This is a genomic window from Salmonella sp. A7, from assembly GCF_020181675.1.
GTDB lineage: Bacteria > Pseudomonadota > Gammaproteobacteria > Enterobacterales > Enterobacteriaceae > Salmonella > Salmonella enterica.
This window is the reverse complement of record NZ_CP084001.1, coordinates 2,691,154-2,713,633: the sequence shown is the minus strand read 5'-3', so window position 1 is coordinate 2,713,633 and position 22,480 is coordinate 2,691,154. Positions and strand designations below refer to the sequence as shown.

Annotated in this window: 23 protein-coding genes; 16 read left to right on the top strand and 7 right to left on the bottom strand. The window is 52.6% G+C overall.

Annotated features, from left to right (window positions below):
* Nucleotides 1–3 precede the first annotated feature (3 nt).
* The 4 genes from fabD to fabF all read left to right on the top strand — a co-directional run bounded on the left by fabD (nucleotide 4) and on the right by fabF (nucleotide 3,399).
* Nucleotides 4–933, top strand: coding sequence for an ACP S-malonyltransferase (gene fabD, locus LCS67_RS13375; protein ID WP_000191343.1), 930 nt, complete (start codon nucleotides 4–6; stop codon nucleotides 931–933).
* Between the two features lie 12 nt (nucleotides 934–945).
* A complete protein-coding gene (gene fabG / locus LCS67_RS13370) occupies nucleotides 946–1,680 on the top strand; it encodes a 3-oxoacyl-ACP reductase FabG (protein WP_000007236.1) in 735 nt (244 codons plus the stop codon).
* 155 nt (nucleotides 1,681–1,835) lie between these two features.
* The gene (gene acpP / locus LCS67_RS13365) at nucleotides 1,836–2,072 is read left to right on the top strand and encodes an acyl carrier protein (protein WP_000103754.1); all 237 of its coding nucleotides are present in this window, start codon (nucleotides 1,836–1,838) and stop codon (nucleotides 2,070–2,072) included.
* 85 nt (nucleotides 2,073–2,157) lie between these two features.
* A complete protein-coding gene (gene fabF, locus LCS67_RS13360) occupies nucleotides 2,158–3,399 on the top strand; it encodes a beta-ketoacyl-ACP synthase II (protein ID WP_000044666.1) in 1,242 nt (413 codons plus the stop codon).
* A 70-nt stretch (nucleotides 3,400–3,469) separates the two neighbouring features.
* Here the strand turns inward: fabF and LCS67_RS13355 are convergent, their stop codons facing one another.
* The 6 genes from LCS67_RS13355 to LCS67_RS13330 form a co-directional block, all read right to left on the bottom strand.
* The gene (locus tag LCS67_RS13355; RefSeq protein ID WP_000068580.1) at nucleotides 3,470–3,994 is read right to left on the bottom strand and encodes a fimbrial protein; all 525 of its coding nucleotides are present in this window, start codon (nucleotides 3,992–3,994) and stop codon (nucleotides 3,470–3,472) included.
* A 14-nt stretch (nucleotides 3,995–4,008) separates the two neighbouring features.
* Nucleotides 4,009–4,530 carry a fimbrial protein gene (locus LCS67_RS13350; RefSeq protein WP_012513009.1) on the bottom strand — a complete coding sequence of 174 codons (522 nt, stop codon included), beginning with the start codon at nucleotides 4,528–4,530 and terminating at the stop codon, nucleotides 4,009–4,011.
* Nucleotides 4,531–4,542: 12 nt separating this feature from the next.
* Nucleotides 4,543–5,541: a fimbrial protein gene (locus LCS67_RS13345; protein WP_000754357.1), complete on the bottom strand. Its 999-nt coding sequence runs from the start codon at nucleotides 5,539–5,541 to the stop codon at nucleotides 4,543–4,545.
* Nucleotides 5,542–5,578: 37 nt separating this feature from the next.
* Nucleotides 5,579–8,134, bottom strand: coding sequence for a fimbria/pilus outer membrane usher protein (locus LCS67_RS13340; RefSeq protein WP_023220297.1), 2,556 nt, complete (start codon nucleotides 8,132–8,134; stop codon nucleotides 5,579–5,581).
* 23 nt (nucleotides 8,135–8,157) lie between these two features.
* Nucleotides 8,158–8,835 carry a molecular chaperone gene (locus tag LCS67_RS13335; protein WP_001046274.1) on the bottom strand — a complete coding sequence of 226 codons (678 nt, stop codon included), beginning with the start codon at nucleotides 8,833–8,835 and terminating at the stop codon, nucleotides 8,158–8,160.
* A gap of 75 nt (nucleotides 8,836–8,910) precedes the next feature.
* Nucleotides 8,911–9,453, bottom strand: coding sequence for a fimbrial protein (locus tag LCS67_RS13330; protein WP_000676517.1), 543 nt, complete (start codon nucleotides 9,451–9,453; stop codon nucleotides 8,911–8,913).
* Between the two features lie 414 nt (nucleotides 9,454–9,867).
* On the opposite strand from LCS67_RS13330, the gene pabC reads away from it, so the two are divergent.
* The 6 genes from pabC to ptsG all read left to right on the top strand — a co-directional run bounded on the left by pabC (nucleotide 9,868) and on the right by ptsG (nucleotide 15,870).
* Nucleotides 9,868–10,677: an aminodeoxychorismate lyase gene (gene pabC / locus LCS67_RS13325; protein ID WP_000280843.1), complete on the top strand. Its 810-nt coding sequence runs from the start codon at nucleotides 9,868–9,870 to the stop codon at nucleotides 10,675–10,677.
* 2 nt (nucleotides 10,678–10,679) lie between these two features.
* Nucleotides 10,680–11,702 (top strand): cell division protein YceG, encoded by a 1,023-nt coding sequence (yceG, locus tag LCS67_RS13320; RefSeq protein WP_000736471.1) that lies wholly within the window; start codon nucleotides 10,680–10,682, stop codon nucleotides 11,700–11,702.
* Nucleotides 11,692–12,333, top strand: a complete 642-nt coding sequence (gene tmk / locus LCS67_RS13315; protein ID WP_000535395.1) for a dTMP kinase — start codon at nucleotides 11,692–11,694, stop codon at nucleotides 12,331–12,333. The genes yceG and tmk overlap by 11 nt, the downstream gene beginning before the upstream one ends.
* Nucleotides 12,330–13,334 (top strand): DNA polymerase III subunit delta', encoded by a 1,005-nt coding sequence (gene holB, locus LCS67_RS13310; protein WP_000872450.1) that lies wholly within the window; start codon nucleotides 12,330–12,332, stop codon nucleotides 13,332–13,334. Before tmk ends, holB begins: the two co-directional genes overlap by 4 nt.
* Nucleotides 13,335–13,344: 10 nt before the next feature.
* Entirely contained in the window at nucleotides 13,345–14,142 is a 798-nt protein-coding gene (locus LCS67_RS13305; RefSeq protein WP_000480268.1) for a metal-dependent hydrolase, read from the top strand.
* Between the two features lie 294 nt (nucleotides 14,143–14,436).
* Nucleotides 14,437–15,870, top strand: coding sequence for a PTS glucose transporter subunit IIBC (gene ptsG / locus LCS67_RS13300; protein ID WP_000475705.1), 1,434 nt, complete (start codon nucleotides 14,437–14,439; stop codon nucleotides 15,868–15,870).
* Between the two features lie 84 nt (nucleotides 15,871–15,954).
* On the opposite strand, the gene fhuE is transcribed toward ptsG, so the two are convergent.
* Complete coding sequence (gene fhuE, locus LCS67_RS13295) at nucleotides 15,955–18,129, bottom strand: ferric-rhodotorulic acid/ferric-coprogen receptor FhuE (protein ID WP_023232973.1); 2,175 nt, start codon at nucleotides 18,127–18,129, stop codon at nucleotides 15,955–15,957.
* 341 nt (nucleotides 18,130–18,470) lie between these two features.
* Here fhuE and hinT point away from each other — a divergent pair, with 341 nt between their 5' ends.
* The 6 genes from hinT to ycfP are packed head-to-tail and all read left to right on the top strand — an operon-like array spanning nucleotide 18,471 to nucleotide 22,267.
* The gene (hinT, locus tag LCS67_RS13290; protein WP_001532068.1) at nucleotides 18,471–18,830 is read left to right on the top strand and encodes a purine nucleoside phosphoramidase; all 360 of its coding nucleotides are present in this window, start codon (nucleotides 18,471–18,473) and stop codon (nucleotides 18,828–18,830) included.
* Nucleotides 18,831–18,832: 2 nt separating this feature from the next.
* A complete protein-coding gene (locus LCS67_RS13285) occupies nucleotides 18,833–19,207 on the top strand; it encodes a YcfL family protein (RefSeq protein WP_000589563.1) in 375 nt (124 codons plus the stop codon).
* 13 nt (nucleotides 19,208–19,220) lie between these two features.
* Entirely contained in the window at nucleotides 19,221–19,859 is a 639-nt protein-coding gene (lpoB, locus tag LCS67_RS13280; RefSeq protein ID WP_000164359.1) for a penicillin-binding protein activator LpoB, read from the top strand.
* Nucleotides 19,840–20,664: a thiamine kinase gene (gene thiK, locus LCS67_RS13275; RefSeq protein ID WP_001257340.1), complete on the top strand. Its 825-nt coding sequence runs from the start codon at nucleotides 19,840–19,842 to the stop codon at nucleotides 20,662–20,664. Before lpoB ends, thiK begins: the two co-directional genes overlap by 20 nt.
* Nucleotides 20,665–20,674: 10 nt before the next feature.
* Entirely contained in the window at nucleotides 20,675–21,700 is a 1,026-nt protein-coding gene (nagZ, locus tag LCS67_RS13270; RefSeq protein WP_000529336.1) for a beta-N-acetylhexosaminidase, read from the top strand.
* A gap of 24 nt (nucleotides 21,701–21,724) precedes the next feature.
* On the top strand, nucleotides 21,725–22,267 hold the full coding sequence (gene ycfP, locus LCS67_RS13265; RefSeq protein WP_000587945.1) for an alpha/beta hydrolase YcfP: 543 nt from the start codon (nucleotides 21,725–21,727) through the stop codon (nucleotides 22,265–22,267).
* Nucleotides 22,268–22,480: the final 213 nt, after the last annotated feature.

Here is a 22,480-nt window from a genome sequence, read left to right as displayed (position 1 = left end):
AACATGACGCAATTTGCATTTGTGTTCCCCGGTCAGGGTTCTCAGAGCGTTGGGATGTTGGCCGAGATGGCGGCAAATTACCCTATCGTAGAAGAAACGTTTGCTGAAGCTTCTGCGGCTCTGGGATATGATCTGTGGGCGCTCACCCAGCAAGGTCCAGCGGAAGAACTGAATAAAACCTGGCAGACGCAGCCGGCGTTATTAACCGCTTCCGTCGCGCTTTGGCGCGTTTGGCAGCAGCAGGGCGGTAAAATGCCTGCGTTAATGGCAGGTCACAGCCTGGGCGAATATTCCGCGCTGGTTTGCGCTGGCGTCATCAACTTTGCTGATGCCGTTCGTCTGGTGGAAATGCGCGGTAAATTCATGCAGGAAGCGGTTCCGGAAGGTACTGGCGGCATGTCTGCGATCATCGGTCTGGATGATGCCTCTATTGCTAAAGCCTGTGAAGAATCTGCCGAAGGGCAGGTTGTTTCGCCGGTTAACTTTAACTCGCCGGGACAGGTGGTTATCGCCGGGCATAAAGAGGCAGTAGAACGCGCGGGCGCAGCCTGTAAAGCCGCTGGCGCGAAACGCGCGCTGCCGCTGCCGGTGAGCGTACCGTCGCACTGCGCGCTGATGAAACCAGCGGCAGATAAGCTGGCGGTTGAATTAGCCAAAATTACCTTTAGCGCGCCAACGGTGCCGGTAGTAAACAACGTTGACGTGAAATGTGAAACCGATGCCGCCGCTATCCGCGATGCGCTGGTTCGCCAGTTGTACAATCCGGTACAGTGGACGAAGAGCGTGGAATTTATCGCGGCGCAGGGCGTTGAACATCTTTATGAAGTGGGTCCAGGTAAAGTCCTCACTGGTCTGACGAAACGTATTGTCGACACCCTGACAGCGTCGGCGCTGAACGAGCCGGCGGCGCTGTCTGCGGCACTTACGCAATAAAAGAGGAAAACCATGAGCTTTGAAGGAAAGATTGCGCTGGTGACTGGTGCAAGCCGTGGCATAGGCCGCGCAATTGCAGAGACTCTCGTTGCCCGCGGCGCGAAAGTTATCGGGACTGCGACCAGTGAAAATGGTGCGAAGAACATTAGCGACTATTTAGGTGCTAACGGGAAAGGTTTGATGTTGAATGTGACCGATCCTGCATCTATTGAATCTGTTCTGGAAAATATTCGCGCAGAATTTGGTGAAGTGGATATCCTGGTTAATAATGCCGGTATCACTCGTGATAATCTGTTGATGCGAATGAAAGATGATGAGTGGAACGATATTATCGAAACCAATTTATCATCCGTTTTCCGCCTGTCAAAAGCGGTAATGCGCGCTATGATGAAAAAGCGTTGTGGTCGCATTATCACTATTGGTTCTGTGGTTGGTACCATGGGAAATGCAGGTCAGGCAAACTACGCTGCGGCGAAAGCGGGCCTGATCGGTTTCAGTAAATCACTGGCGCGTGAAGTTGCGTCCCGTGGTATTACTGTCAATGTTGTGGCTCCGGGTTTTATTGAAACGGACATGACGCGTGCGCTGTCTGACGATCAGCGTGCGGGTATCCTGGCGCAGGTGCCTGCGGGTCGCCTCGGCGGCGCTCAGGAAATCGCCAGTGCGGTTGCATTTTTAGCCTCTGACGAAGCGAGTTACATCACTGGTGAGACTCTGCACGTCAACGGCGGAATGTACATGGTTTAATCACGATTGAAAAATATTTGCGTTATTAGGGCGAAAGGCCGCAAAATAACGTAAAATCGTGGTAAGACCTGCCGGGATTTAGTTGCAAATTTTTCAACATTTTATACACTACGAAAACCATCGCGAAAGCGAGTTTTGATAGGAAATTTAAGAGTATGAGCACTATCGAAGAACGCGTTAAGAAAATTATCGGCGAACAGCTGGGCGTTAAGCAGGAAGAAGTAACCAACAATGCTTCTTTCGTTGAAGACCTGGGCGCAGATTCTCTTGACACCGTTGAGCTGGTAATGGCTCTGGAAGAAGAGTTTGATACTGAGATTCCGGACGAAGAAGCTGAGAAAATCACCACCGTTCAGGCTGCCATTGATTACATCAACGGCCACCAGGCGTAAGTGAACATCTCCAGGCGGTCATTCGACCGCCTGAGTTTTATCTTTTTGTCCCACTAGAATCATTTTCCCTCCCTGGAGGACAACCGTGTCTAAGCGTCGTGTAGTTGTGACCGGACTGGGCATGTTGTCTCCTGTCGGCAATACCGTAGAGTCTACCTGGAAAGCTCTCCTTGCCGGTCAGAGTGGCATCAGCCTGATCGACCATTTCGATACTAGCGCCTATGCAACGAAATTTGCTGGCTTAGTAAAGGATTTTAACTGTGATGACATTATCTCGCGCAAAGAACAGCGCAAGATGGATGCCTTCATTCAATATGGAATTGTCGCTGGCGTACAGGCCATGCAGGATTCTGGCCTTGAAGTGACGGAAGAGAACGCAAGCCGTATTGGCGCCGCTATCGGCTCCGGTATCGGTGGTCTCGGTCTGATCGAAGAAAACCACAGTTCGCTGGTAAAAGGCGGACCGCGTAAGATTAGCCCGTTCTTTGTCCCGTCGACGATTGTTAACATGGTAGCAGGCCATCTGACTATCATGTATGGCCTGCGTGGGCCAAGCATCTCTATTGCGACTGCCTGTACTTCAGGCGTGCATAACATCGGCCATGCCGCGCGTATCATCGCCTATGGCGATGCGGACGCGATGGTGGCAGGTGGCGCAGAAAAAGCCAGTACGCCGCTGGGCGTAGGTGGTTTTGGCGCAGCGCGCGCGCTGTCGACCCGCAACGATAACCCACAGGCGGCGAGCCGTCCGTGGGATAAAGAACGCGATGGTTTTGTACTGGGCGACGGTGCCGGTATGTTGGTGCTTGAAGAGTACGAACATGCAAAAGCGCGTGGTGCGAAAATCTATGCTGAAATCGTCGGCTTTGGTATGAGCAGCGATGCTTACCATATGACGTCGCCGCCGGAAAATGGCGCAGGCGCTGCGCTGGCGATGGTTAACGCGTTGCGTGATGCCGCGATTGAGCCTGCTCAGATTGGCTACGTCAACGCACACGGCACGTCGACGCCTGCCGGCGACAAAGCTGAGACGCAGGCGGTTAAGTCAGTCTTTGGCGATGCCGCAAGCCGAGTGATGGTGAGCTCGACCAAATCGATGACCGGCCATCTGTTGGGCGCCGCAGGCGCAGTAGAGTCTATTTTCTCTATTCTGGCGCTGCGCGATCAGGCCATTCCGCCAACCATTAATCTGGATAACCCGGATGAAGGTTGCGATCTGGACTTCGTGCCGCATGAAGCGCGCCAGGTCAGCGATCTGGAGTACGCTCTGTGTAACTCCTTTGGCTTTGGCGGTACTAACGGTTCGTTGATTTTCAAACGTATCTAGTCAGTACTGTTATGAATAAAAAAGCGGAGCGCCTGGCGCTCCGCTTTTTTATGTATTCTTGATCTGAAGGCTACTGGTACGTAAAGTTCAGTTGAACGACAGTCTTGAATTCCCCTGGCGTTACGCGACCCGTCGGTGTGTACATGCGCGCAGAGAGCGGGAAAACGGCCCGGTGGTCATTGCCGTTCACTTTCACGGCCAGCGTATCCGCCGGTGAGATTTCCGTCTGATGATCGCGGGTCATAATTTCCAGTGCCATACCGGTAGCGCTGCCCTGGCTGTTAGCGAATTTGGTGGCATCGTCAGTGTCGGCATCACCGCTGAACAGGGCAGTCACCTGAGTAGTTGATGGCGGGCAGGAGGAGAGGGTCAGTTCAAAATCCTGCCACTCACTGGTATCGCCCACCTTAAGGTAATCAACGGCGCGTGCCTGCTGGAACGTGACCGTCTGTTCCTTTGTGCCCGTATCCACGATGCAGGCAGAAGCAATTACTATACCGCTCAGGTTAATATCGGTTGCCTGCACGGAATAAATACTGCTTACCGCCCATAGACAGGCCAACGCGGGGAGCAGTTTATTTATCTGTTGCGCCATTGTCCCGTCCTGGATTACTGGTAGGTGAAGGTTGCCTGTACTTGGCCCTCGATGGTGCCTGGCATCACGAGGCCTGTTGCCACTGCACGGGAGCGCAGTTTCAGGTCATAGGCATGCGTGTCGGATGGGATTGCGATGTCCTTCAGAGCAGCGCCATTTTTATAGGCGTGCTCGCTTTTGTCATCCGTTAACTCAAGCTTCAGGTTGGTGGCAGTGCCGGTATTTTTGTAGAAGTCTGTATCCGTGTCGGCGGTGCCAGCAAAGGCTACGCTAAATGAGGTGGTGGAGGCTGGGCAATCGGTGAGCGTCAATGTCTTTTCAACCCATGGGGTAGTGCTGCCACTTGTTTCTAGAGTATTGGCCTGAATCCCGGTCCCCAGATTAATAGCGAGAGACTCATCGCCGCCGTTAACCACACAAGGTGAGGCGATAACGGTACCGCTGATATCAATATTGACAGCCTGACTGGATGAGGAAAATAACCAACCAAGCGCAATGATGAATGCCACTGTCTTTTTCCTGTTTGTAACAATCATATATAATCCCTATTAGTTGTAAGTAACTTTAAGCTCAATGGCTGTTTTGACATTACCCGCAGTTACGCTTTCAGCATCATCTATAAAATAAGACACTTTAAAGTCAGGCAACACATAATCCCCGGAGCCGTTATAATTCTGGAGCGCGATCGCTGAATTAATTGTATGAGGCGTACCATCGGTATTCTGTATCTGCACATAAACATTTTTCGCGTAGGTATCACCCGTCACAGTATTAAGAACCCCATTGGCTTCGTCGTGGGCTCCATAGACTGCGGAAAAATTATAAGAGATACCATTGATGGCCCCCGGGCAGTTTGTGAGCGTTATCGTCGGCGCCTGAATACTATTTTGTGCGCCCGTTTTTAGGCTATTCCCATAAAGTGGGTTGAGTTTAATTTCTGTTGGTGCGTTAATTCCACAAGCCGTATACTTTGGCTGACTAGCCACACCAGAACGGGCCACGAAAGTCACATCTCCATATCCGCTATCCGCTGGGTTATGATAAGAAACAGTAACGCTTGGCACCTCAGTAATGGGGCCCGCCGGTAGTTCATCCGTTAAACGCACCAGCATGTAGCGAATAATTAGGTCGCCGGATGCGTTGACATTACTATCGACGTCTAAACGAAATGGAGCCGTATAATCTTTATCCGGGGTTACTACGCCCGCTGGGGTGTAAGTCATTTGATAGGCAATGCCTACACCCGGGTTATTGGTTTTATACACCGTTGCGTCATTAGTAGTCGTTCCCCCTGTCGGTTCGCCATTCACAGTAAAATCAATATAACCTTTTTGGCTGCTAGCTATTATTGGCAATTTCCAGTGTTCCCCCCAGTCGTCAAACCAGGTTGTCCCCCCGGCCGAACTCGGCATAGTAAAGGAGCTGAATTTATAAGGTAAAGTTGATGTATTCGCACTGCTTGTATTTATGATACCTGCAAGAGCATCAACGGACGTTATCAACGGGCACACAGATATTAACAACGCAAGGCCGACTGTTTTTTTCACGAATACGTTTTCCTTATGACGATTATGGTCATCGTTATTAACGACAAGATTCTTGCGTTTCCATCACACCATCAGTCGCATTCAATTCTGTTAAATTGAATGTTACGTGACAGGTGTCATTCGCTGTACGGCCCCACGTTACCTTTAAGGTTCCGCGTTCGGGCGCACCGGTAAGATAGACTTGCCCGTGGTCACCCACGATGAAGCTCTTATCCGCAGGTTGACCCTCTATCGTTGCCAGCGCTCCAAATGGCACTATCTCCGTAGGGGTACGTGACAAATTCATGAGTACCCTTTTACCGATACGGGTATCAAAATGTGCGCGTACAATTGCGCCGCGCGTGGGGGTAATCATCTGGCTGGTCAGGTCGACGTCAGCACCATCAGGCAGCGTTTCGGTATCCAGTGAGACGGCGGTTTCACGGTACGGCGTCACGTAAGGCACCACGGTGTAACCGCGGAAGTCGGTTTTTACACCCGTCTGGTTGCTTATCGTAACGCCATTCGCCCCGGGGGCTTCTACCAGTGCTGAGGTTTCGCCCAACGACTGGCTGAGCGTGACACCATGCGCGTGGGCGACAATGCCGCCTTCCATGCCGTAGTTAACGCGTTTCTGGTCGTTGTCATAGCTGTAGGCACCATTCATTCGTGCGTAGGTCCCCTGATAATCGAGGCTGGCGTAACCGCCATTCCCTTCGCCGTGATTCGTTTCGCTCTGCTGGAGACTCCAGTTCAGGTTATTGTCTTCTAATGCTGACCCGTTTAGCCCGACGGTATGGTTGGTATTGCCCCGTTTGCTGGTATTCAGGTTGTAAGTGGCGTAACTGTGACTTAACCAGCGGTCGAGCGGGATGTTTATGCTCAGTGAGAAGACCTGATCTTCATCGTAGATTTTGTCGCTATCGTCACTGTCGGTGGTATTGCGGTTATAGCTGTAATTGATGTTGTACGTCACGCCGCCCCAGCTATTACTGTAACCCACACCGAGAGAGCGCATCTTCCGGTCACTGTTCCAGTAATCTTCGCTAATAGCATTGAGCGACAGTGACCCCAGACTCGCCCCGATACTCTGGTTAAGCTGAAGTTCAGCACGGTTGCGGCGGCGGTCGTTATTATTTTGCGACTCGTCGTCACGCCAGGTATCCAGTACTTCCGGGAGAGTGTAATAACCTGATGTTGAATACCTATAACCGGAAATGGATATATTGGTGCCGGTTTCGAGAATATTTTTACTGTAACGGATGCGCCAGGACTGGCCGCTCTCTTTATCCTGATCTTTTTGCGTTGACCATGCCTGAGTGCCATCCACCGAGACGGCACCCAACTCGCCGAGGTTTTTTCCAAGCCCGGTGAGCAGGGACTTGTAGTGCTGTGAGAACTGGCCCCCGCCATATACCGTAAACCCGGCTGGCAGGCCATAAATCAGGGTGGCCTGGGTAAACATTTTTTTGTCAATATCGCTCTCATAGGGGCGATACTGGCCGCTGGTCACGCTGTACTTCAGCCGCCCTTCGCGCTGCAGAATAGGCAGAGAGGCGAAGGCCACCGTCTGATGCTGTTCGCTACCGTCGGCCTCTTTAATTGTGACGTCAAGATCGCCGCTGCTGCCGGTTGGGTACATATCGGTAATCTCAAATGCGCCCGGCGAAACATAGCTTTGATAAATGGTGTAACCATTCTGTTTGATAATTACCTGCGCGTTAGTACGGGCTATGCCGCGCACCACCGGCGCGTAGCCACGCAGGCTATCGGGCAACATATCATCGTCGGAGGCCAGCTGTGCGCCGCGGAACGGCACACTATCAAACAGCTCGGAGGGCGCGGTGCTGTCGCCGAATGTTAGCTGACTTTTCAGCGCGATAATATTGCGTTGGGCGTAGGTGTAGAGCGAATCCCAGCTTTCATTGGCGCTATCGCCGTTGACGTTGCGATTCCAGGTGCTGTAGTTGCGAATGCGCCAGGGGCCAATATTCAGGCCCGGACGCAGGCTCAGATAATAGCTGTCGGAGTCGGTCATATCGCCGCGGCGCGCTTCGGTGTTGGCGCCGGAAAAGCTATAGTTGAGCAGCAGGGCGTTAATGCCCTCATCGAGCCGTTCCGGGGCGACGTAGCCGCGGGCATGGCTGTCTACGGCGGCCTGCGGAATAGACAGCCGTAGCTGCTGGCGTTCAAAGGCGAACTCGGCGCTGGCCTGCGGGATCGCCGCCAGGTTAGCGCAGTCGCCGTGACCAGCAAGATTTGGAAACGCGTCGGTACGAATACCGAACTCGCGCAGCGAGTCAACGCTGAAGCAGGGCTGCAGAGTGGTGTTGCCTGCCGTATCTTTTTGCATAACAAAATTAACGTCATGCACGCCAGCGGACGATTTATTCACAATGACGTCAACGCGATAGGTGCCAGGCATTTGGCCGATGCCTTCTTCAAAAGCGGAAAGATCGGTAAGCTCTTTTCCCGGCCCGTCGATCCCCAGCAGCGCTGGGTTAAAATATTCGCGGGCAAACGCAGTGTTACCGGCTGGCAGTGCGCACTGCAGGGCGATAAAGCAGGCGATTCGACTGAGCGTCATTATTTTTTTGTATGCGTCTGCATTCATCCCGATATCCTTTCGGTGTGGTCTTACAGGCGTGTGTGGTGTTCAGACCCGATAGAGCCGAAATCGTTAATAAGTGTCCAGGTTACGTCGCCGCTGGCTTCGGCGGGCGCGGTAAAGCTGGCGGAACTCATCGGCGCGACATAGGTAGCGTCTTTCACGGTGCTGGTTCCTATCTTCACCGTGCTGAAGTTCATGTAGTAGGCTGTGGGATTGGTCACGGTAAGACGGTTACCGCTGTGCTGCCAGGTCAGCTTCGCGGTGACGTTTTCCGGTTGCTCCGTCAACGCCTGCGGACGGTAAATTAATTTAATGCGGGTTTTCACCGCAATTTGCAGAGTGTTAACGTTATCCTGCTTTTCCGTCGTCGATGGGATCGACTTAATATTCATCCAGTAGAGGGATTCACGATCTTCCGGCAGATTGCCGCCAGTACGGAGAATTCGCAGATTATTTTCCTGCCCTGCGCCTAAACGAAAAAGCGGCGGCGTGACCATAAACGGCGATTTATCGCTGCTTTTTTCCCCGGCGTCACTCCATGACTGAATGAGATAAGAAGATTGGTCCGGATTTTTAACGCTAATCGACGTTTCTTTTTTATCGCCGTTATAAATAATACGGGTTCCGCCGATAATAACACCGGCCTGTACGGTTGCCGTAGTGAATATAAGCGTGGCGGCAGTGAGTAAATTATATTTATTCATGGAGTATCTCCAAAGCAAAGCCGGGTCCATCCGGCTTTATTGGTTTACTGAAACGAGAGAATAAATTCCGCGCGATTAGTTGTAGGTCAGGGTAAAGTTAACGACGCCGTTGGCATCGCCGCCTGATACGCTATCTTCTGTCGCGATATAACGGGCGAAAAAGTCGAGGTTCGTTTCTTCTGCCGCATCGGAGGCAATGGTAACGGATTTAGACTCAGTACCCAGCGGCAGTTCGCTGGTATCGCTATTCAACAACTGGATAGCGACACCTTTAGCGACGCCGGTAGTACCGTAACCGGTAATTTGCAGATAGTCGTTATTCAGGGTGTCCGGCATACCGTCATATTTTACGGAAACCGGTTTCCCCAGCAGATCTGCAGGGCAGGCGGTTAATACCAATGAAAACTTGGTGGTTGCTGCCGTTGAGCCAGCGGCGGTAAACGCTGTTTTAGAGACCTCGCCCAGCTTGACATCCTGAGAGCTGGTAACACTGCCGTTAATTTTGCAACCTGCTTCGATGATTTTGCCGGTAAAATTAACCTGGCCATCCTGAGCCATTGCAGTCGAAGCAAGCCCCATTGCGGTGAATAATACGGCAGCGGCAAATTTTCCTTTCATTAAAAATGTCCTTTCATGGTCGACTCGATACGTAGATATTACTCAGCGCACGATAAATAGGCTTTGAGTAATAAATATATTAATTATGACTTTCTAATTGCAGTATTAAATATGATAGGGTAACGTCAGACGATACCCAATTACATTTTGACCATATGTGAAAGTTATGACTATAAATAATATCTAATTAATGCTTTTTGTTTTGCTAAATATATTCGCTAAATAAATTAATTTCGTCATTTAAGGTGCTGTGATTAATATTATTGCTATAATTTATTTGTTATGGTTGACATAAATATGCCTTTTCTTATTAAAATAAGGAAAACCTGATAAATAACGTGTTATCTTGCTGGCAAAGTCCTTGCGCGCAGGCCATTCCCCTGACACTCTGATGGGCGGTTATCTGGAGGATGAATGTATCTGATTAACGGCCAATCCACTGAACGACTCGCGGTGAATGACCGGGGGGTGCAGTTCGGAGACGGTTGCTTTACCACTGCGCGGATCGCGGCGGGGGAGATTGCCTTGTTTTCCCGTCATCTGGCTCGCCTGGAAGAAACGTGCTCTCGTTTGGCGATCCCCTTTAACGATTGGGATGTATTAGTAAAAGAGATGCGCTGCCTGGCACAACCGCATCGGGAAGGCGTGCTGAAAGTGATGATTACCCGCGGCGCAGGCGGACGCGGTTACAGCGCCGCCAGTTGTCAATTACCCACACGGATTCTTAGCGTGTCGCCTTACCCTGCCCACTACGCCCGCTGGAAAGACGAGGGCATCACTCTTACCCTTAGTCCCATACCGCTTGGGCGCAATCCTTATCTTGCCGGATTAAAACATCTGAACCGCCTCGAACAGGTGTTGATTCGCTCTCATCTTGAGCAGACGAACGCCGATGAGGCGCTGGTTCTTGACAGCGAGGGATGGGTTACGGAATGCTGTGCGGCTAATTTGTTCTGGCGTACAGGCGACATTGTTTTTACGCCGCGTCTGGATCAGGCCGGGGTGAACGGCATTATGCGACAATTTTGTTTACGCCAACTGGCGCAATCTCCTTTCCAGGTCCTTGAAGCTCAGGCGAGAGAGGAGGCGGTCAGGCAGGCGGATGAGGTTATCATCTGCAACGCGCTAATGCCGATTATTCCCATACGCGCCTATCACGGGACGTCGTATTCTTCGCGAACACTGTTTCAATTTTTAGCCCCATTTTGTGAGCATCCGAATTAGTTATGAAAAAATTGTCAGGCGTTTTCCTTCTGCTGTTGGTTGTGCTGGGTATTGCCGCGAGCGTGGGGATGTGGAAAGTTCGCCATCTGGCGAACAGCACGTTACTTATTAAAGACGAGACTATTTTTACGCTCAAGGCGGGAACGGGGCGGCTGGCGCTTGGCGACCAGCTTTATGATGAAAAAATCATTAATCGCCCCCGGGTATTTCAGTGGCTGCTGCGCGTGGAGCCTGAGTTATCGCACTTTAAAGCGGGAACTTACCGTTTTACGCCGGGGATGACCGTACGGGAGATGCTTGAGTTGCTGGAGAGCGGCAAAGAAGCGCAATTCCCGTTGCGGTTTGTGGAAGGGATGCGCCTTAGCGATTACCTGAAACAGCTACGAGAGGCGCCGTATATTCGCCATACATTGCCGGATGATGACTACGCCACTGTCGCTCAGGCATTAAAGCTTGCGCATCCTGAATGGGTAGAAGGGTGGTTCTGGCCCGATACCTGGATGTATACCGCCAACACCAGCGATGTCGCTATTCTCAAGCGAGCGCACCAAAAGATGGTGAAAACTGTCGATACTGTCTGGAAAGGCCGGGCCGAGGGGCTGCCTTATAAAGATCAGAACCAACTGGTGACAATGGCCTCGATTATTGAAAAAGAGACGGCTGTCGCCAGCGAACGCGATCAGGTGGCCTCAGTCTTTATTAATCGCCTGAGAATCGGTATGCGCCTTCAGACCGATCCCACCGTGATTTACGGGATGGGGACGAGTTATAATGGTAACTTGTCGCGTGCGGATCTGGAAAAGCCGACGGCTTATAACACGTATACCATAACCGGGCTGCCGCCAGGACCGATTGCATCGCCCAGCGAAGCGTCATTGCAGGCGGCGGCGCATCCGGCGAAAACGCCGTATCTCTATTTTGTGGCCGACGGTAAAGGCGGTCACACATTTAACACCAATCTTGCCAGCCATAATCGGTCAGTGCAGGAGTACCTGAAAGTGCTTAAGGAAAAAAATGGGCAGTAATTATATCGTCATCGAGGGCCTGGAAGGCGCCGGAAAAACCACTGCGCGCGACGTGGTGGTGGAGACCCTTGAGCAACTGGGTATTCGTAACATGATTTTTACCCGTGAGCCGGGCGGTACGCAGCTTGCCGAAAAACTAAGAAGTCTGGTGCTGGATATTCGAGCGGTAGGCGACGAAGTGATTACCGATAAAGCGGAAGTACTGATGTTTTATGCCGCTCGCGTACAGCTCGTCGAAACGGTAATCAAACCCGCGCTGGCGCAAGGCGTATGGGTGATCGGCGATCGACACGATCTCTCGACCCAGGCGTATCAGGGGGGAGGGCGCGGCATTGATCAAACCATGCTGGCGACACTACGCGATGCCGTGCTGGGCGATTTTCGCCCTGACCTGACGCTGTATCTGGATGTCACGCCGGAAGTCGGGCTAAAACGCGCCAGAGCGCGCGGCGATTTGGATCGCATTGAGCAGGAATCTTTTGATTTCTTTAACCGGACTCGCGCGCGCTATCTGGAACTGGCGGCGCAAGACTCGCGTATCCGCACCATTGACGCGACCCAGCCGCTGGATGCCGTCATGCGCGACATTCGCGCCACTGTGACGAAGTGGGTGCAGGAGCAAGCGGCATGAAATGGTATCCATGGTTACGGCCCGCCTATGAAAAACTGGTAGAAAGTTACCAGGCGGGACGTGGGCACCATGCGCTACTGATTCAGGCCTTACCTGGCATGGGCGACGAGGCGCTGTGCTATGCGCTGAGCCGTTATCTGTTATGCCAGCAGCCTGAGGGCCACAAAAGCTGTGGGCATTGCCGTGGTTGTCAGCTTATGCAGGCTGGCACGCATCCGGACTATTACACGCTGACGCCGGATAAAGGCAAAAGCAGTCTCGGCGTAGATGCGGTACGCGAGGTCAGCGAGAAATTGTACGAGCACTCCCGTCTGGGCGGTGCGAAGGTGGTGTGGATTGCGGATGCGGCGCTATTAACCGACGCCGCCGCCAATGCGTTGCTCAAAACGCTGGAAGAGCCGCCGGAGCAAACCTGGTTTTTCCTTGCCAGCCCGGAGCCTGCTCGTCTGTTGGCGACATTACGCAGCCGCTGCCGGCTGCATCATCTGGCGCCGCCGTCCGAATCGTATGCGATGTCATGGCTGTCGCGAGAAGTGACGGCGTCACAAGAAGCATTGCTCACGGCGCTACGCCTGAATGCGGGGTCGCCCGGCGCCGCGCTGGCGCTGTTGCAGTCTGAACGTTGGGCGCAGCGTGAGGCGCTGTGTCAGGCGTTAATGGACAGTTTACATACGGGCGACTGGTATGCGTTATTAACGGCGCTCAATCATGAGCAAGCCCCGGCGCGCCTGCACTGGCTGGCGACGCTGCTGGTTGATGCTCTTAAACGTCAGCACGGCGCGTCGTACCTGACAAACGTTGATGCGGACGCGGTTGTTGCCGCGCTGGCGGGGCCGCTATCCCCGGCGCGTATTCAGGCAATCCTGAACGATGTTTGCCATTGTCGTGATCAATTACTTCATGTGACCGGATTAAACCGCGAACTGGTATTAACCGATCTCATTCTCCGCATCGAGCATTACCTGCAACCAGGCACCTTGTTGCCTGTTCCTCATCTTTGAGAGAGACATTATGTTTTTAGTCGACTCACACTGCCATCTTGATGGTCTGGATTATCAATCTTTGCATAAGGACGTGGACGATGTGCTGGCGAAAGCCGCCGCGCGCGATGTGAAGTTCTGTTTAGCGGTGGCGACGACGCTGCCGGGGTATCGCCATATGCGCGAGCTGGTGGGCAAGCGCGATAATGTGGTCTTTTCCTGCGGCGTGCATCCGTTAAATCAGGATGAAGCGTATGACGTAGAAGAACTGCGCCTCCTTGCTGCAGAAGACGATGTGGTGGCGATGGGCGAGACCGGGCTTGATTATTTTTACACGCCTGAGACCAAAATCCGCCAGCAGGCGTCTTTTATTCATCATATCCAGATTGGCCGCGAATTGCATAAACCGGTGATTGTCCATACTCGCGACGCGCGTGCCGATACGCTGGCTATCCTGCGCGAAGAAAAAGTGACGGATTGCGGCGGCGTACTACACTGTTTTACAGAAGACAGAGAAACGGCCGGCAAATTGCTGGATCTGGGGTTTTATATCTCTTTTTCCGGCATCGTAACGTTCCGTAACGCTGAACAGTTGCGTGATGCGGCGCGCTATGTACCGCTGGATCGGTTATTAGTCGAGACCGATTCTCCTTATCTGGCGCCGGTGCCGCATCGCGGTAAAGAGAACCAGCCTGCGATGGTACGCGACGTCGCAGAATATATGGCGGTATTGAAAGGGGTTGCCGTTGAAGAACTGGCGCAGATCACCACCGATAACTTTGCTCGCCTGTTCCATATTGACGCGTCTCGCCTGTCATCAATCCGTTAAACGAGTTTTTTTAAAGCTCGTAATTAATAAGCAAAGCGCGTAAAGTTCACCGCCACAAAAGGGGCGGTGAGCGAGCTTATGGAAACATTCGGAAACTCATTTTGGCAGAATGTGATACTTTTTAGGCTATCTGGCGCTGAAACGTGATAGCCGTCAAACAAAATCAGACGTATTTATTTTACTCTGTGTAATAAATAAAAGGGCACTTAGATGTCCTGTCCACGGCGGGGTTCTCCCCCCTCGCCAATGCGTGAGAACGTAGAAAAGCACAAATACTCAGGAGCACTCTCAATTATGTTTAAGAATGCATTTGCTAACCTGCAAAAGGTCGGTAAATCGCTGATGCTGCCGGTATCCGTACTCCCTATCGCAGGTATCCTGCTGGGTGTCGGTTCCGCTAACTTCAGCTGGCTGCCAGCCGTTGTATCGCACGTTATGGCAGAAGCGGGCGGATCTGTTTTTGCCAATATGCCGCTGATTTTCGCTATCGGCGTGGCGTTGGGCTTTACCAACAACGACGGCGTTTCGGCTCTGGCGGCGGTAGTAGCGTATGGCATCATGGTGAAAACCATGGCTGTGGTTGCGCCGCTGGTTCTGCATTTACCTGCTGAAGAGATCGCCGCTAAACACCTTGCTGATACGGGTGTTCTCGGGGGGATTATCTCCGGTGCGATCGCAGCGTATATGTTTAACCGCTTCTACCGTATCAAACTGCCTGAGTATCTGGGCTTCTTTGCGGGCAAACGCTTCGTGCCGATCATTTCGGGTCTGGCCGCTATTTTTACCGGTGTGGTGCTGTCTTTCGTATGGCCGCCAATCGGTACGGCTATCCAGGCGTTCTCGCAGTGGGCGGCTTATCAGAACCCGGTTGTCGCGTTTGGCATTTACGGTTTCATCGAGCGTTGCCTGGTGCCGTTTGGTCTGCATCATATCTGGAACGTTCCTTTCCAGATGCAGATCGGCGAATACACCAACGCAGCGGGTCAGGTATTCCACGGCGACATTCCGCGCTATATGGCGGGCGACCCGACGGCGGGTATGTTGTCTGGCGGCTTCCTGTTCAAAATGTACGGTCTGCCGGCTGCGGCCATTGCTATCTGGCACTCTGCTAAACCGGAAAACCGCGCAAAAGTGGGCGGTATCATGATTTCCGCCGCGCTGACCTCGTTTTTGACGGGTATTACCGAGCCTATCGAGTTCTCCTTCATGTTCGTGGCGCCGATCCTGTACATTATTCACGCGATTCTGGCAGGTCTGGCATTCCCGATCTGTATTCTGCTGGGGATGCGTGACGGTACGTCGTTCTCCCACGGTCTGATCGACTTTATCGTGCTGTCCGGTAACAGCAGCAAATTGTGGCTGTTCCCGATTGTTGGCGCCGGTTATGCGATTGTGTACTACACCGTGTTCCGCGTGCTGATCAAAGCGCTGGATCTGAAAACGCCGGGTCGTGAAGACACTACTGATGACGCAAAAGCGGGCGCGACCAGCGAAATGGCGCCGGCTTTGGTTGCGGCGTTTGGCGGTAAAGAGAACATCACTAACCTGGATGCCTGTATCACGCGTCTGCGCGTGAGCGTAGCCGATGTAGCGAAAGTGGATCAGGCTGGCCTGAAGAAACTGGGCGCGGCAGGCGTTGTCGTCGCGGGTTCCGGCGTTCAGGCTATTTTCGGTACGAAATCCGATAACCTGAAAACGGAAATGGATGAGTACATCCGTAACAGCTAAGCAGTAATGATGTTGGGGAGAATTAAGGCAGCCATTCGGCTGCCTTTTTTAATGGCGCTTTATATGCCGCTCTCCGACAGTCTGTCAGAACTGATAATTGGAGGTGAGGCTGACGTTACGCGGCGCGCCGTAAACAATGGAACCATCAATATTGGTGTCGTAGGTTTTATCGAACAGGTTGTTGATGTTTCCCTGTACGGAGAAATTTTTCGTCACCTGATAGCGGGTAAACAGATCGACCAGCGCATAGCTGCCCTGTTCGGCGCGGAAAGTGCCGTACGGCGTCGTGGTATCTTTGTAAACCCGATTCTGCCAGTTCACACCGCCGCCGACCGTCAGCTCCGGTATCGCCGGCAGACGATAGCGGGTGAATAACTTCACGCTGGTGCGCGGGAGATTAGGGTTCACGGCGTTACCTTCATTGTCCTCGGCAACATATCGGGTAGCCCCGAAAGTCATCTGCCAGTTATCGGTAATTGCGCCGTTCACTTCAAATTCGACGCCTTTGCTCACCGTTCCGTCAGTAGACTTCCAGGCAAACTCCCCATTACTGCCAGGGATGGGAATAGTGGTTGCCTGAGCGACGTTATTCTGCTCAATGCGGAACACGGACAACGTGGTGGTGAGGCGGCTGTTCATCCAGTCGGACTTCAGGCCCGCTTCATAGTTATTACCGGTAATCGGAGCCAGATATTGACCTGCTTTGTCACGTTTATTCTGCGGCTGAAAGATAGAGGTATAACTGGCATAAGCGGACCAGTTGTCGTTGATATCATAAATCAGCCCGGCATACGGCGTGGTATGGTTTTTCTCCATGCTGTAGGTCAGTGTATCAACACGCCAGTTGGTATAACGAGCGCCAAGAATCAGATGCAGCGGGTCGGCCAGCGAAATGCGCGTAGCGGCATACAGCGATTTCATATGCGTGGTATCGTCCTGCGCCAGATTTTGTGGCGCCCAGTGGGTTTGGGGGAAATTACCGTTAAAGGCGCTGAAGTTGCCAATGTCGTCCGGAAAGACGTTCGCCCAGGCGCTAAAATAGCGGTTATTCTGCTTACTATAACTGCCGCCAAACATCATATTGTGCTGACGGCCAAACAGCTCATAAGCGCCATCGGCAAAGAGATCTATGGCATCTACTTTGCGCTTGCCGCTGTTCCAGCCCGTACCGCCGACCACGGGGTAGCTTGCGCCATAAGGACTCACCAGCGTACCTGTCTCTTTATCGACTAACGCATCGATATACATCATTTTACTGTCGAATTTGACCTCAGTATGGGTCGCATTCAGGGTCGCCTGCCAGCTTTCGGCAAAATGCTGCTTAAGCGTGACGAAGAATTTATTTATCTCTTTGTTGTTATAAGCCCAGTCCGGGGCGGTACTACGCGCGCGGTCATAGCTATTTTTGCTGCCATCGGTGTTCCAGCGCGGCAGACCGCCCCAGGTCGGGCTATTGACATCAATTTTTTGATATTCATAACCGGCTGAAAGGCCAGTGGTTGCACCCAGATCGGCATCGACAATTCCGGAAAAGAACGCTTTCTCACTGTTATAGCGGTCCAGCCAGGAATCATTATTCTGATAACCCGCCACGATGCGCCCACGGACATTGCCGTCTGCGGTGAGCGGACTTTGCAGATCCATGACGTAACGCTGCTTATTCCAGCTACCGTATTCTGTGGAGACGTTACCTTTGAACTCCCGATTGGTGGCGTGTTTACGAATCATATTTATTGAGGCAGAAGGATTACCGGTTCCGGTCATCAGCCCATTCGCGCCGCGAACCACCTCCACGCGCTCATACAGCGCGGTATCCGTTAGCGCATCGCCCAGATTCCAGCGGGACTCAAAATACGTTGGAATACCGTCAACCATATAGTTGTCAATTTCAAACCCGCGCGAGTAATAGCTGATGCGATCGGAGTCAGCCTGGCTTCCGCTGATCCCCAGCGTATTGGTCATCACCTCGCCCAGGGTTTGCAACTGCTGGTCTTCCATACGCTGTTGGCTGACAATACTGACCGACTGCGGGATATCGCGCTGAGTCATCGTCATTTTGGTGCCCGCAGCGGTCGTTTTCACGCTGTAATCCTGTTCTTCGCGGTTTACGGCGTCAGCGGTCGTCGCGCCCTCGACAATAACGGTATCCTCAGCCGCGAAGGCGGCAGGCATAAATGCCATCGCCATACCCATAGCTAACAGCGACGGTGCGGCGGTGGACTGAAGGTGTTTGTCCCGGCGGTATTGAATGAAAGACATCTGAAAATCCTTGCTTGTTATTGGGGTAAGTTCAGGACGTATGACGTTGAACCTTTTCATTCTTTGCTAGTTAATGCGCATAAAAATGCAAATGAGAAATATACGCATTTGTATTAAATGTGTAAAACGGTATAAACAGGCAAACTAAAAATATTTTTTAAGCGTACAAAGGCGTCATGGCAGGGGGATATGGCGGTAAGCCCAGCATGTAGTCATTTTTCGCTTAATAAATCGTGGGTTAAAGTTGAAAGAGCGTCGGTAACTCGCTCATACTCTATACTCGCAGTATGGCTCGGCGTAGCATGTGCGCTGCAAGGGCTATTATGAAAAAGGAAAACGTCGTGGCAGAAGAAACTATATTCAGCAAAATTATTCGTCGTGAAATCCCTTCGGATATCGTTTATCAGGATGAGCTGGTCACCGCCTTTCGTGATATTTCACCGCAGGCGCCGACGCATATCTTGATTATTCCCAATATCCTGATCCCAACCGTCAATGACGTGACGGCGGAACATGAACAGGCGTTAGGTCGGATGATCACCGTGGCGGCGAAAATCGCCGAACAGGAAGGCATTGCCGAGGATGGGTATCGTTTAATCATGAATACCAACCGTCATGGGGGCCAGGAAGTTTATCATATCCATATGCACCTACTGGGCGGCCGCCCGCTAGGCCCGATGCTGGCGCATAAAGGCTTGTAAATATGATCAAAGGATGCATCGCGGTTTCTCTGGGCTTGCTGCTGCTTACCGGCTGCCGGTCACACCCTGAAATTCCGGTAAGCGACGCGCAGTCGCTGGTGATGGAGTCCACGGTTCTGGCGGCGGGGGTCACCGCAGAGCCGCCTGAACTGACGGCGTCTGATATCCAGCCATCAGCTTCTTCCCGCGTCTATAACGAAAGGCAAGAGCCCATAACCGTTCATTATCGGTTTTACTGGTATGACGCGCGGGGGCTGGAGATGCATCCGCTGGAGGCGCCGCGTAGCGTAACCATACCCGCGCGTTCGTCGGTAACGCTATTTGGCAGCGCCAATTATCTGGGGGCGCATAAGGTCAGGCTTTATCTTTATTTGTGAGGAGTGAATTTTGATGACAAAAATGCATCGCTACGCTGCCATTGCTGCGCTGGCGATATTTCTCTCCGGGTGTATGGCGCAACGTCAACCTGCGCCAGTTGAAGAGGTAAAACCAGCGCCAGAACAACCCGCGCAGCCACCACAGCCTCCTGTTGTGCCGTCTGTGCCAACCATTCCACAGCAACCGGGGCCGATCGAACATGAAGATCAAACGGGCCAGCCAGCGCCTAAGGTGCGCCACTATGACTGGAACGGCGCGATGCAACCGCTGGTCAGCAAAATGTTGCAGGCTGATGGCGTGACGGCCGGAAGCGTATTGCTTGTCGACAGCGTGAATAACCGGACGAATGGGTCGTTAAATGCGAACGAGGCAACGGAAACGTTACGTAATGCGCTGGCGAACAACGGTAAATTTACGCTGGTCTCCGTACAGCAACTCTCGATGGCAAAACAACAGCTAGGGTTGTCTCCGCAGGATAGTCTGGGAACGCGCAGTAAAGCTATTGGCATTGCGCGCAACGTCGGGGCGCAATATGTACTTTACTCCAGCGCATCCGGTAACGTTAACGCGCCTGCATTACAGATGCAGTTAATGCTGGTGCAAACGGGCGAGATAATCTGGTCAGGTAAAGGTGCGGTCCAACAACAATAATCCCTTAACGCGCGACGAGATCCTGTCGCGCTATTTTCCCCAGTATCGTCCCGCCGTCGCCGCATCGCAGGGGCTAAGCGGCGGGAGCTGTATTATTGACCACGATACTCACCGTGTCGTGCTGCGTCGTCATCACGACCCCGACGCTCCACCAGCCCATTTTTTACGTCATTACCGCGCCTTATCCCAATTGCCGGCCAGTCTTGCGCCGCGAGCGCTTTTTTATACGCCAGGCTGGATGGCGGTAGAATATCTGCATGGTGTGGTAAATTCCGCTCTGCCAGATGCCGACGAACTGGCGGCCTTACTGTATCATTTGCATCAACAGCCGCGTTTTGGCTGGCGTATCGCGCTATCGCCACTATTGGCGCAGTACTGGTCGTGTTGCGATCCGGCAAGGCGTACGCCGTTTTGGTTGCGGCGGCTCAAACAGTTGCAAAAAAACGGTGAACCTCGCCCGCTGCGGCTCGCGCCTTTGCATATGGATGTCCATGGCGACAATATAGTATTAACGTCCGCCGGGTTGAGACTGATTGACTGGGAGTATGCCGGCGACGGCGATATTGCGTTGGAGCTGGCGGCAGTATGGGTTGAGGATGAACGCCAGCACCGGCAACTGGCAGACGCTTATGCCGCGCGCGCGCGAATCGACGCTCGGCAGCTATGGCGACAGATACGATTATGGCACCCGTGGGTCATTATGCTAAAAGCAGGGTGGTTCGAATACCGCTGGCGACAAACCGGCGAGCAACAATTTATCAGGCTGGCCGATGAAACCTGGCGCCAGCTACGTATGAAAGGATAAGGAGAGCAGTGTGGGCCCAGTAATGTTGAATGTCGAAGGATGTGAGCTGGATGCGGAGGAGCGCGAGATACTGGCGCATCCGCTGGTTGGCGGGCTTATTCTGTTCACGCGTAATTACCATGACCCGGAACAGCTGCGCGAATTAGTGCGCCAGATTCGGGCGGCATCGCGTAACCATCTGGTGGTGGCCGTCGATCAGGAAGGCGGGCGCGTACAGCGTTTCCGTGACGGGTTTACCTGCCTGCCCGCGGCGCAATCTTTTTTTGCGCTGCATGGACTGCAAGAGGGGGGACGACTGGCGCAGGAGGCAGGGTGGCTGATGGCCAGCGAAATGATCGCGATGGATATTGATATCAGTTTTGCGCCAGTGCTGGACGTCGGGCATATCAGCGCGGCAATTGGCGAGCGCTCCTATCATGCCGATCCCGCAAAAGCGTTGGCAATGGCAACGCGCTTTATTGACGGCATGCATGACGCCGGGATGAAAACGACCGGTAAGCATTTCCCCGGCCACGGCGCGGTCACGGCGGACTCCCACAAAGAGACGCCGTGCGATCCACGTCCTGAAACGGACATCCGTGGCAAAGATATGTCGGTGTTCCGCACGCTGATTAGCGAGAATAAACTGGATGCGATTATGCCTGCCCACGTGATCTACCGCGCTATCGATCCGCGTCCGGCAAGCGGTTCGCCGTACTGGCTGAAAACGGTGCTGCGTCAGGAGTTAGGCTTTGACGGCGTCATTTTCTCCGACGATCTGTCGATGGAGGGCGCGGCGATTATGGGCAGCTATGCTGAGCGCGCTCAGGCGTCGCTGGATGCGGGTTGCGATATGATTCTGGTCTGCAATAATCGTAAAGGCGCGGTCAGCGTGTTGGATAATCTGTCGCCGATCAAAGCAGAACGTGTTACACGTTTGTATCATAAAGGTTCATTTTCACGCCGGGAGCTCATGGACTCAGCACGCTGGAAAACAGCCAGCGCCCAGCTCAACCAGTTACATGAACGCTGGCAGGAAGAAAAAGCAGGTCATTAACTCGAGTTTTCGTGAGGGTGCCAGATGATTATTTATTTACACGGTTTTGATTCAAATAGTCCGGGCAACCATGAAAAAGTGTTGCAATTACAGTTTATCGACCCGGATGTTCGGCTGGTAAGCTACAGTACGCGGCATCCTAAGCACGATATGCAGCATCTGCTGAAAGAAGTGGACAAAATGTTGCAGTTGAATGTGGACGAGCGCCCTTTAATCTGTGGCGTGGGGCTGGGCGGTTACTGGGCGGAGCGGATTGGCTTTTTGTGCGATATCCGTCAGGTGGTTTTTAACCCGAACCTGTTCCCCTATGAAAACATGGAGGGGAAAATCGATCGCCCGGAAGAATATGCGGACATCGCCACAAAGTGCGTGACCAACTTTCGCGAAAAAAATCGCGATCGTTGTCTGGTGATCCTCTCGCGTCATGACGAAGCGCTGGACAGCCAACGCTCAGCGCAAGCTCTTCACCCGTATTATGAAATTGTGTGGGATGAGGAACAGACTCACAAATTCAAAAATATTTCGCCGCATTTGCAACGTATCAAAGCGTTTAAAACGCTGGGGTAACGCCCCCGGCAATATGGCGTTATCAGTGACCGGATAACCAGCCTTGCGGCTGGTTTTTTTATGCTCAATTCTCGCAAGCTGTCTATCTTTTCAGCATGAAAACTTGATGCACATCAATTTTGGTATGACCAATGCACCGTTCATGCTATTCTCATATCAGAAGCTTATTCTCATTAACGTAACTTGTTGTTAATTAAAGGCTATACTAATAAC

Excerpts from the sequence above, each read along its gene's own strand:
- fabD (WP_000191343.1), top strand. The coding sequence starts at position 4 with ATGACGCAATTTGCATTTGTGTTCCCCGGTCAGGGTTCTCAGAGCGTT.
- fabG (WP_000007236.1), top strand. The coding sequence starts at position 946 with ATGAGCTTTGAAGGAAAGATTGCGCTGGTGACTGGTGCAAGCCGTGGC.
- acpP (WP_000103754.1), top strand. The coding sequence starts at position 1,836 with ATGAGCACTATCGAAGAACGCGTTAAGAAAATTATCGGCGAACAGCTG.
- LCS67_RS13355 (WP_000068580.1), bottom strand. The coding sequence starts at position 3,994 with ATGGCGCAACAGATAAATAAACTGCTCCCCGCGTTGGCCTGTCTATGG.
- LCS67_RS13350 (WP_012513009.1), bottom strand. The coding sequence starts at position 4,530 with ATGATTGTTACAAACAGGAAAAAGACAGTGGCATTCATCATTGCGCTT.
- LCS67_RS13340 (WP_023220297.1), bottom strand. The coding sequence starts at position 8,134 with ATGAATGCAGACGCATACAAAAAAATAATGACGCTCAGTCGAATCGCC.
- LCS67_RS13335 (WP_001046274.1), bottom strand. The coding sequence starts at position 8,835 with ATGAATAAATATAATTTACTCACTGCCGCCACGCTTATATTCACTACG.
- LCS67_RS13330 (WP_000676517.1), bottom strand. The coding sequence starts at position 9,453 with ATGAAAGGAAAATTTGCCGCTGCCGTATTATTCACCGCAATGGGGCTT.
- pabC (WP_000280843.1), top strand. The coding sequence starts at position 9,868 with ATGTATCTGATTAACGGCCAATCCACTGAACGACTCGCGGTGAATGAC.
- yceG (WP_000736471.1), top strand. The coding sequence starts at position 10,680 with ATGAAAAAATTGTCAGGCGTTTTCCTTCTGCTGTTGGTTGTGCTGGGT.
- tmk (WP_000535395.1), top strand. The coding sequence starts at position 11,692 with ATGGGCAGTAATTATATCGTCATCGAGGGCCTGGAAGGCGCCGGAAAA.
- holB (WP_000872450.1), top strand. The coding sequence starts at position 12,330 with ATGAAATGGTATCCATGGTTACGGCCCGCCTATGAAAAACTGGTAGAA.
- LCS67_RS13305 (WP_000480268.1), top strand. The coding sequence starts at position 13,345 with ATGTTTTTAGTCGACTCACACTGCCATCTTGATGGTCTGGATTATCAA.
- ptsG (WP_000475705.1), top strand. The coding sequence starts at position 14,437 with ATGTTTAAGAATGCATTTGCTAACCTGCAAAAGGTCGGTAAATCGCTG.
- fhuE (WP_023232973.1), bottom strand. The coding sequence starts at position 18,129 with ATGTCTTTCATTCAATACCGCCGGGACAAACACCTTCAGTCCACCGCC.
- LCS67_RS13285 (WP_000589563.1), top strand. The coding sequence starts at position 18,833 with ATGATCAAAGGATGCATCGCGGTTTCTCTGGGCTTGCTGCTGCTTACC.
- lpoB (WP_000164359.1), top strand. The coding sequence starts at position 19,221 with ATGACAAAAATGCATCGCTACGCTGCCATTGCTGCGCTGGCGATATTT.
- ycfP (WP_000587945.1), top strand. The coding sequence starts at position 21,725 with ATGATTATTTATTTACACGGTTTTGATTCAAATAGTCCGGGCAACCAT.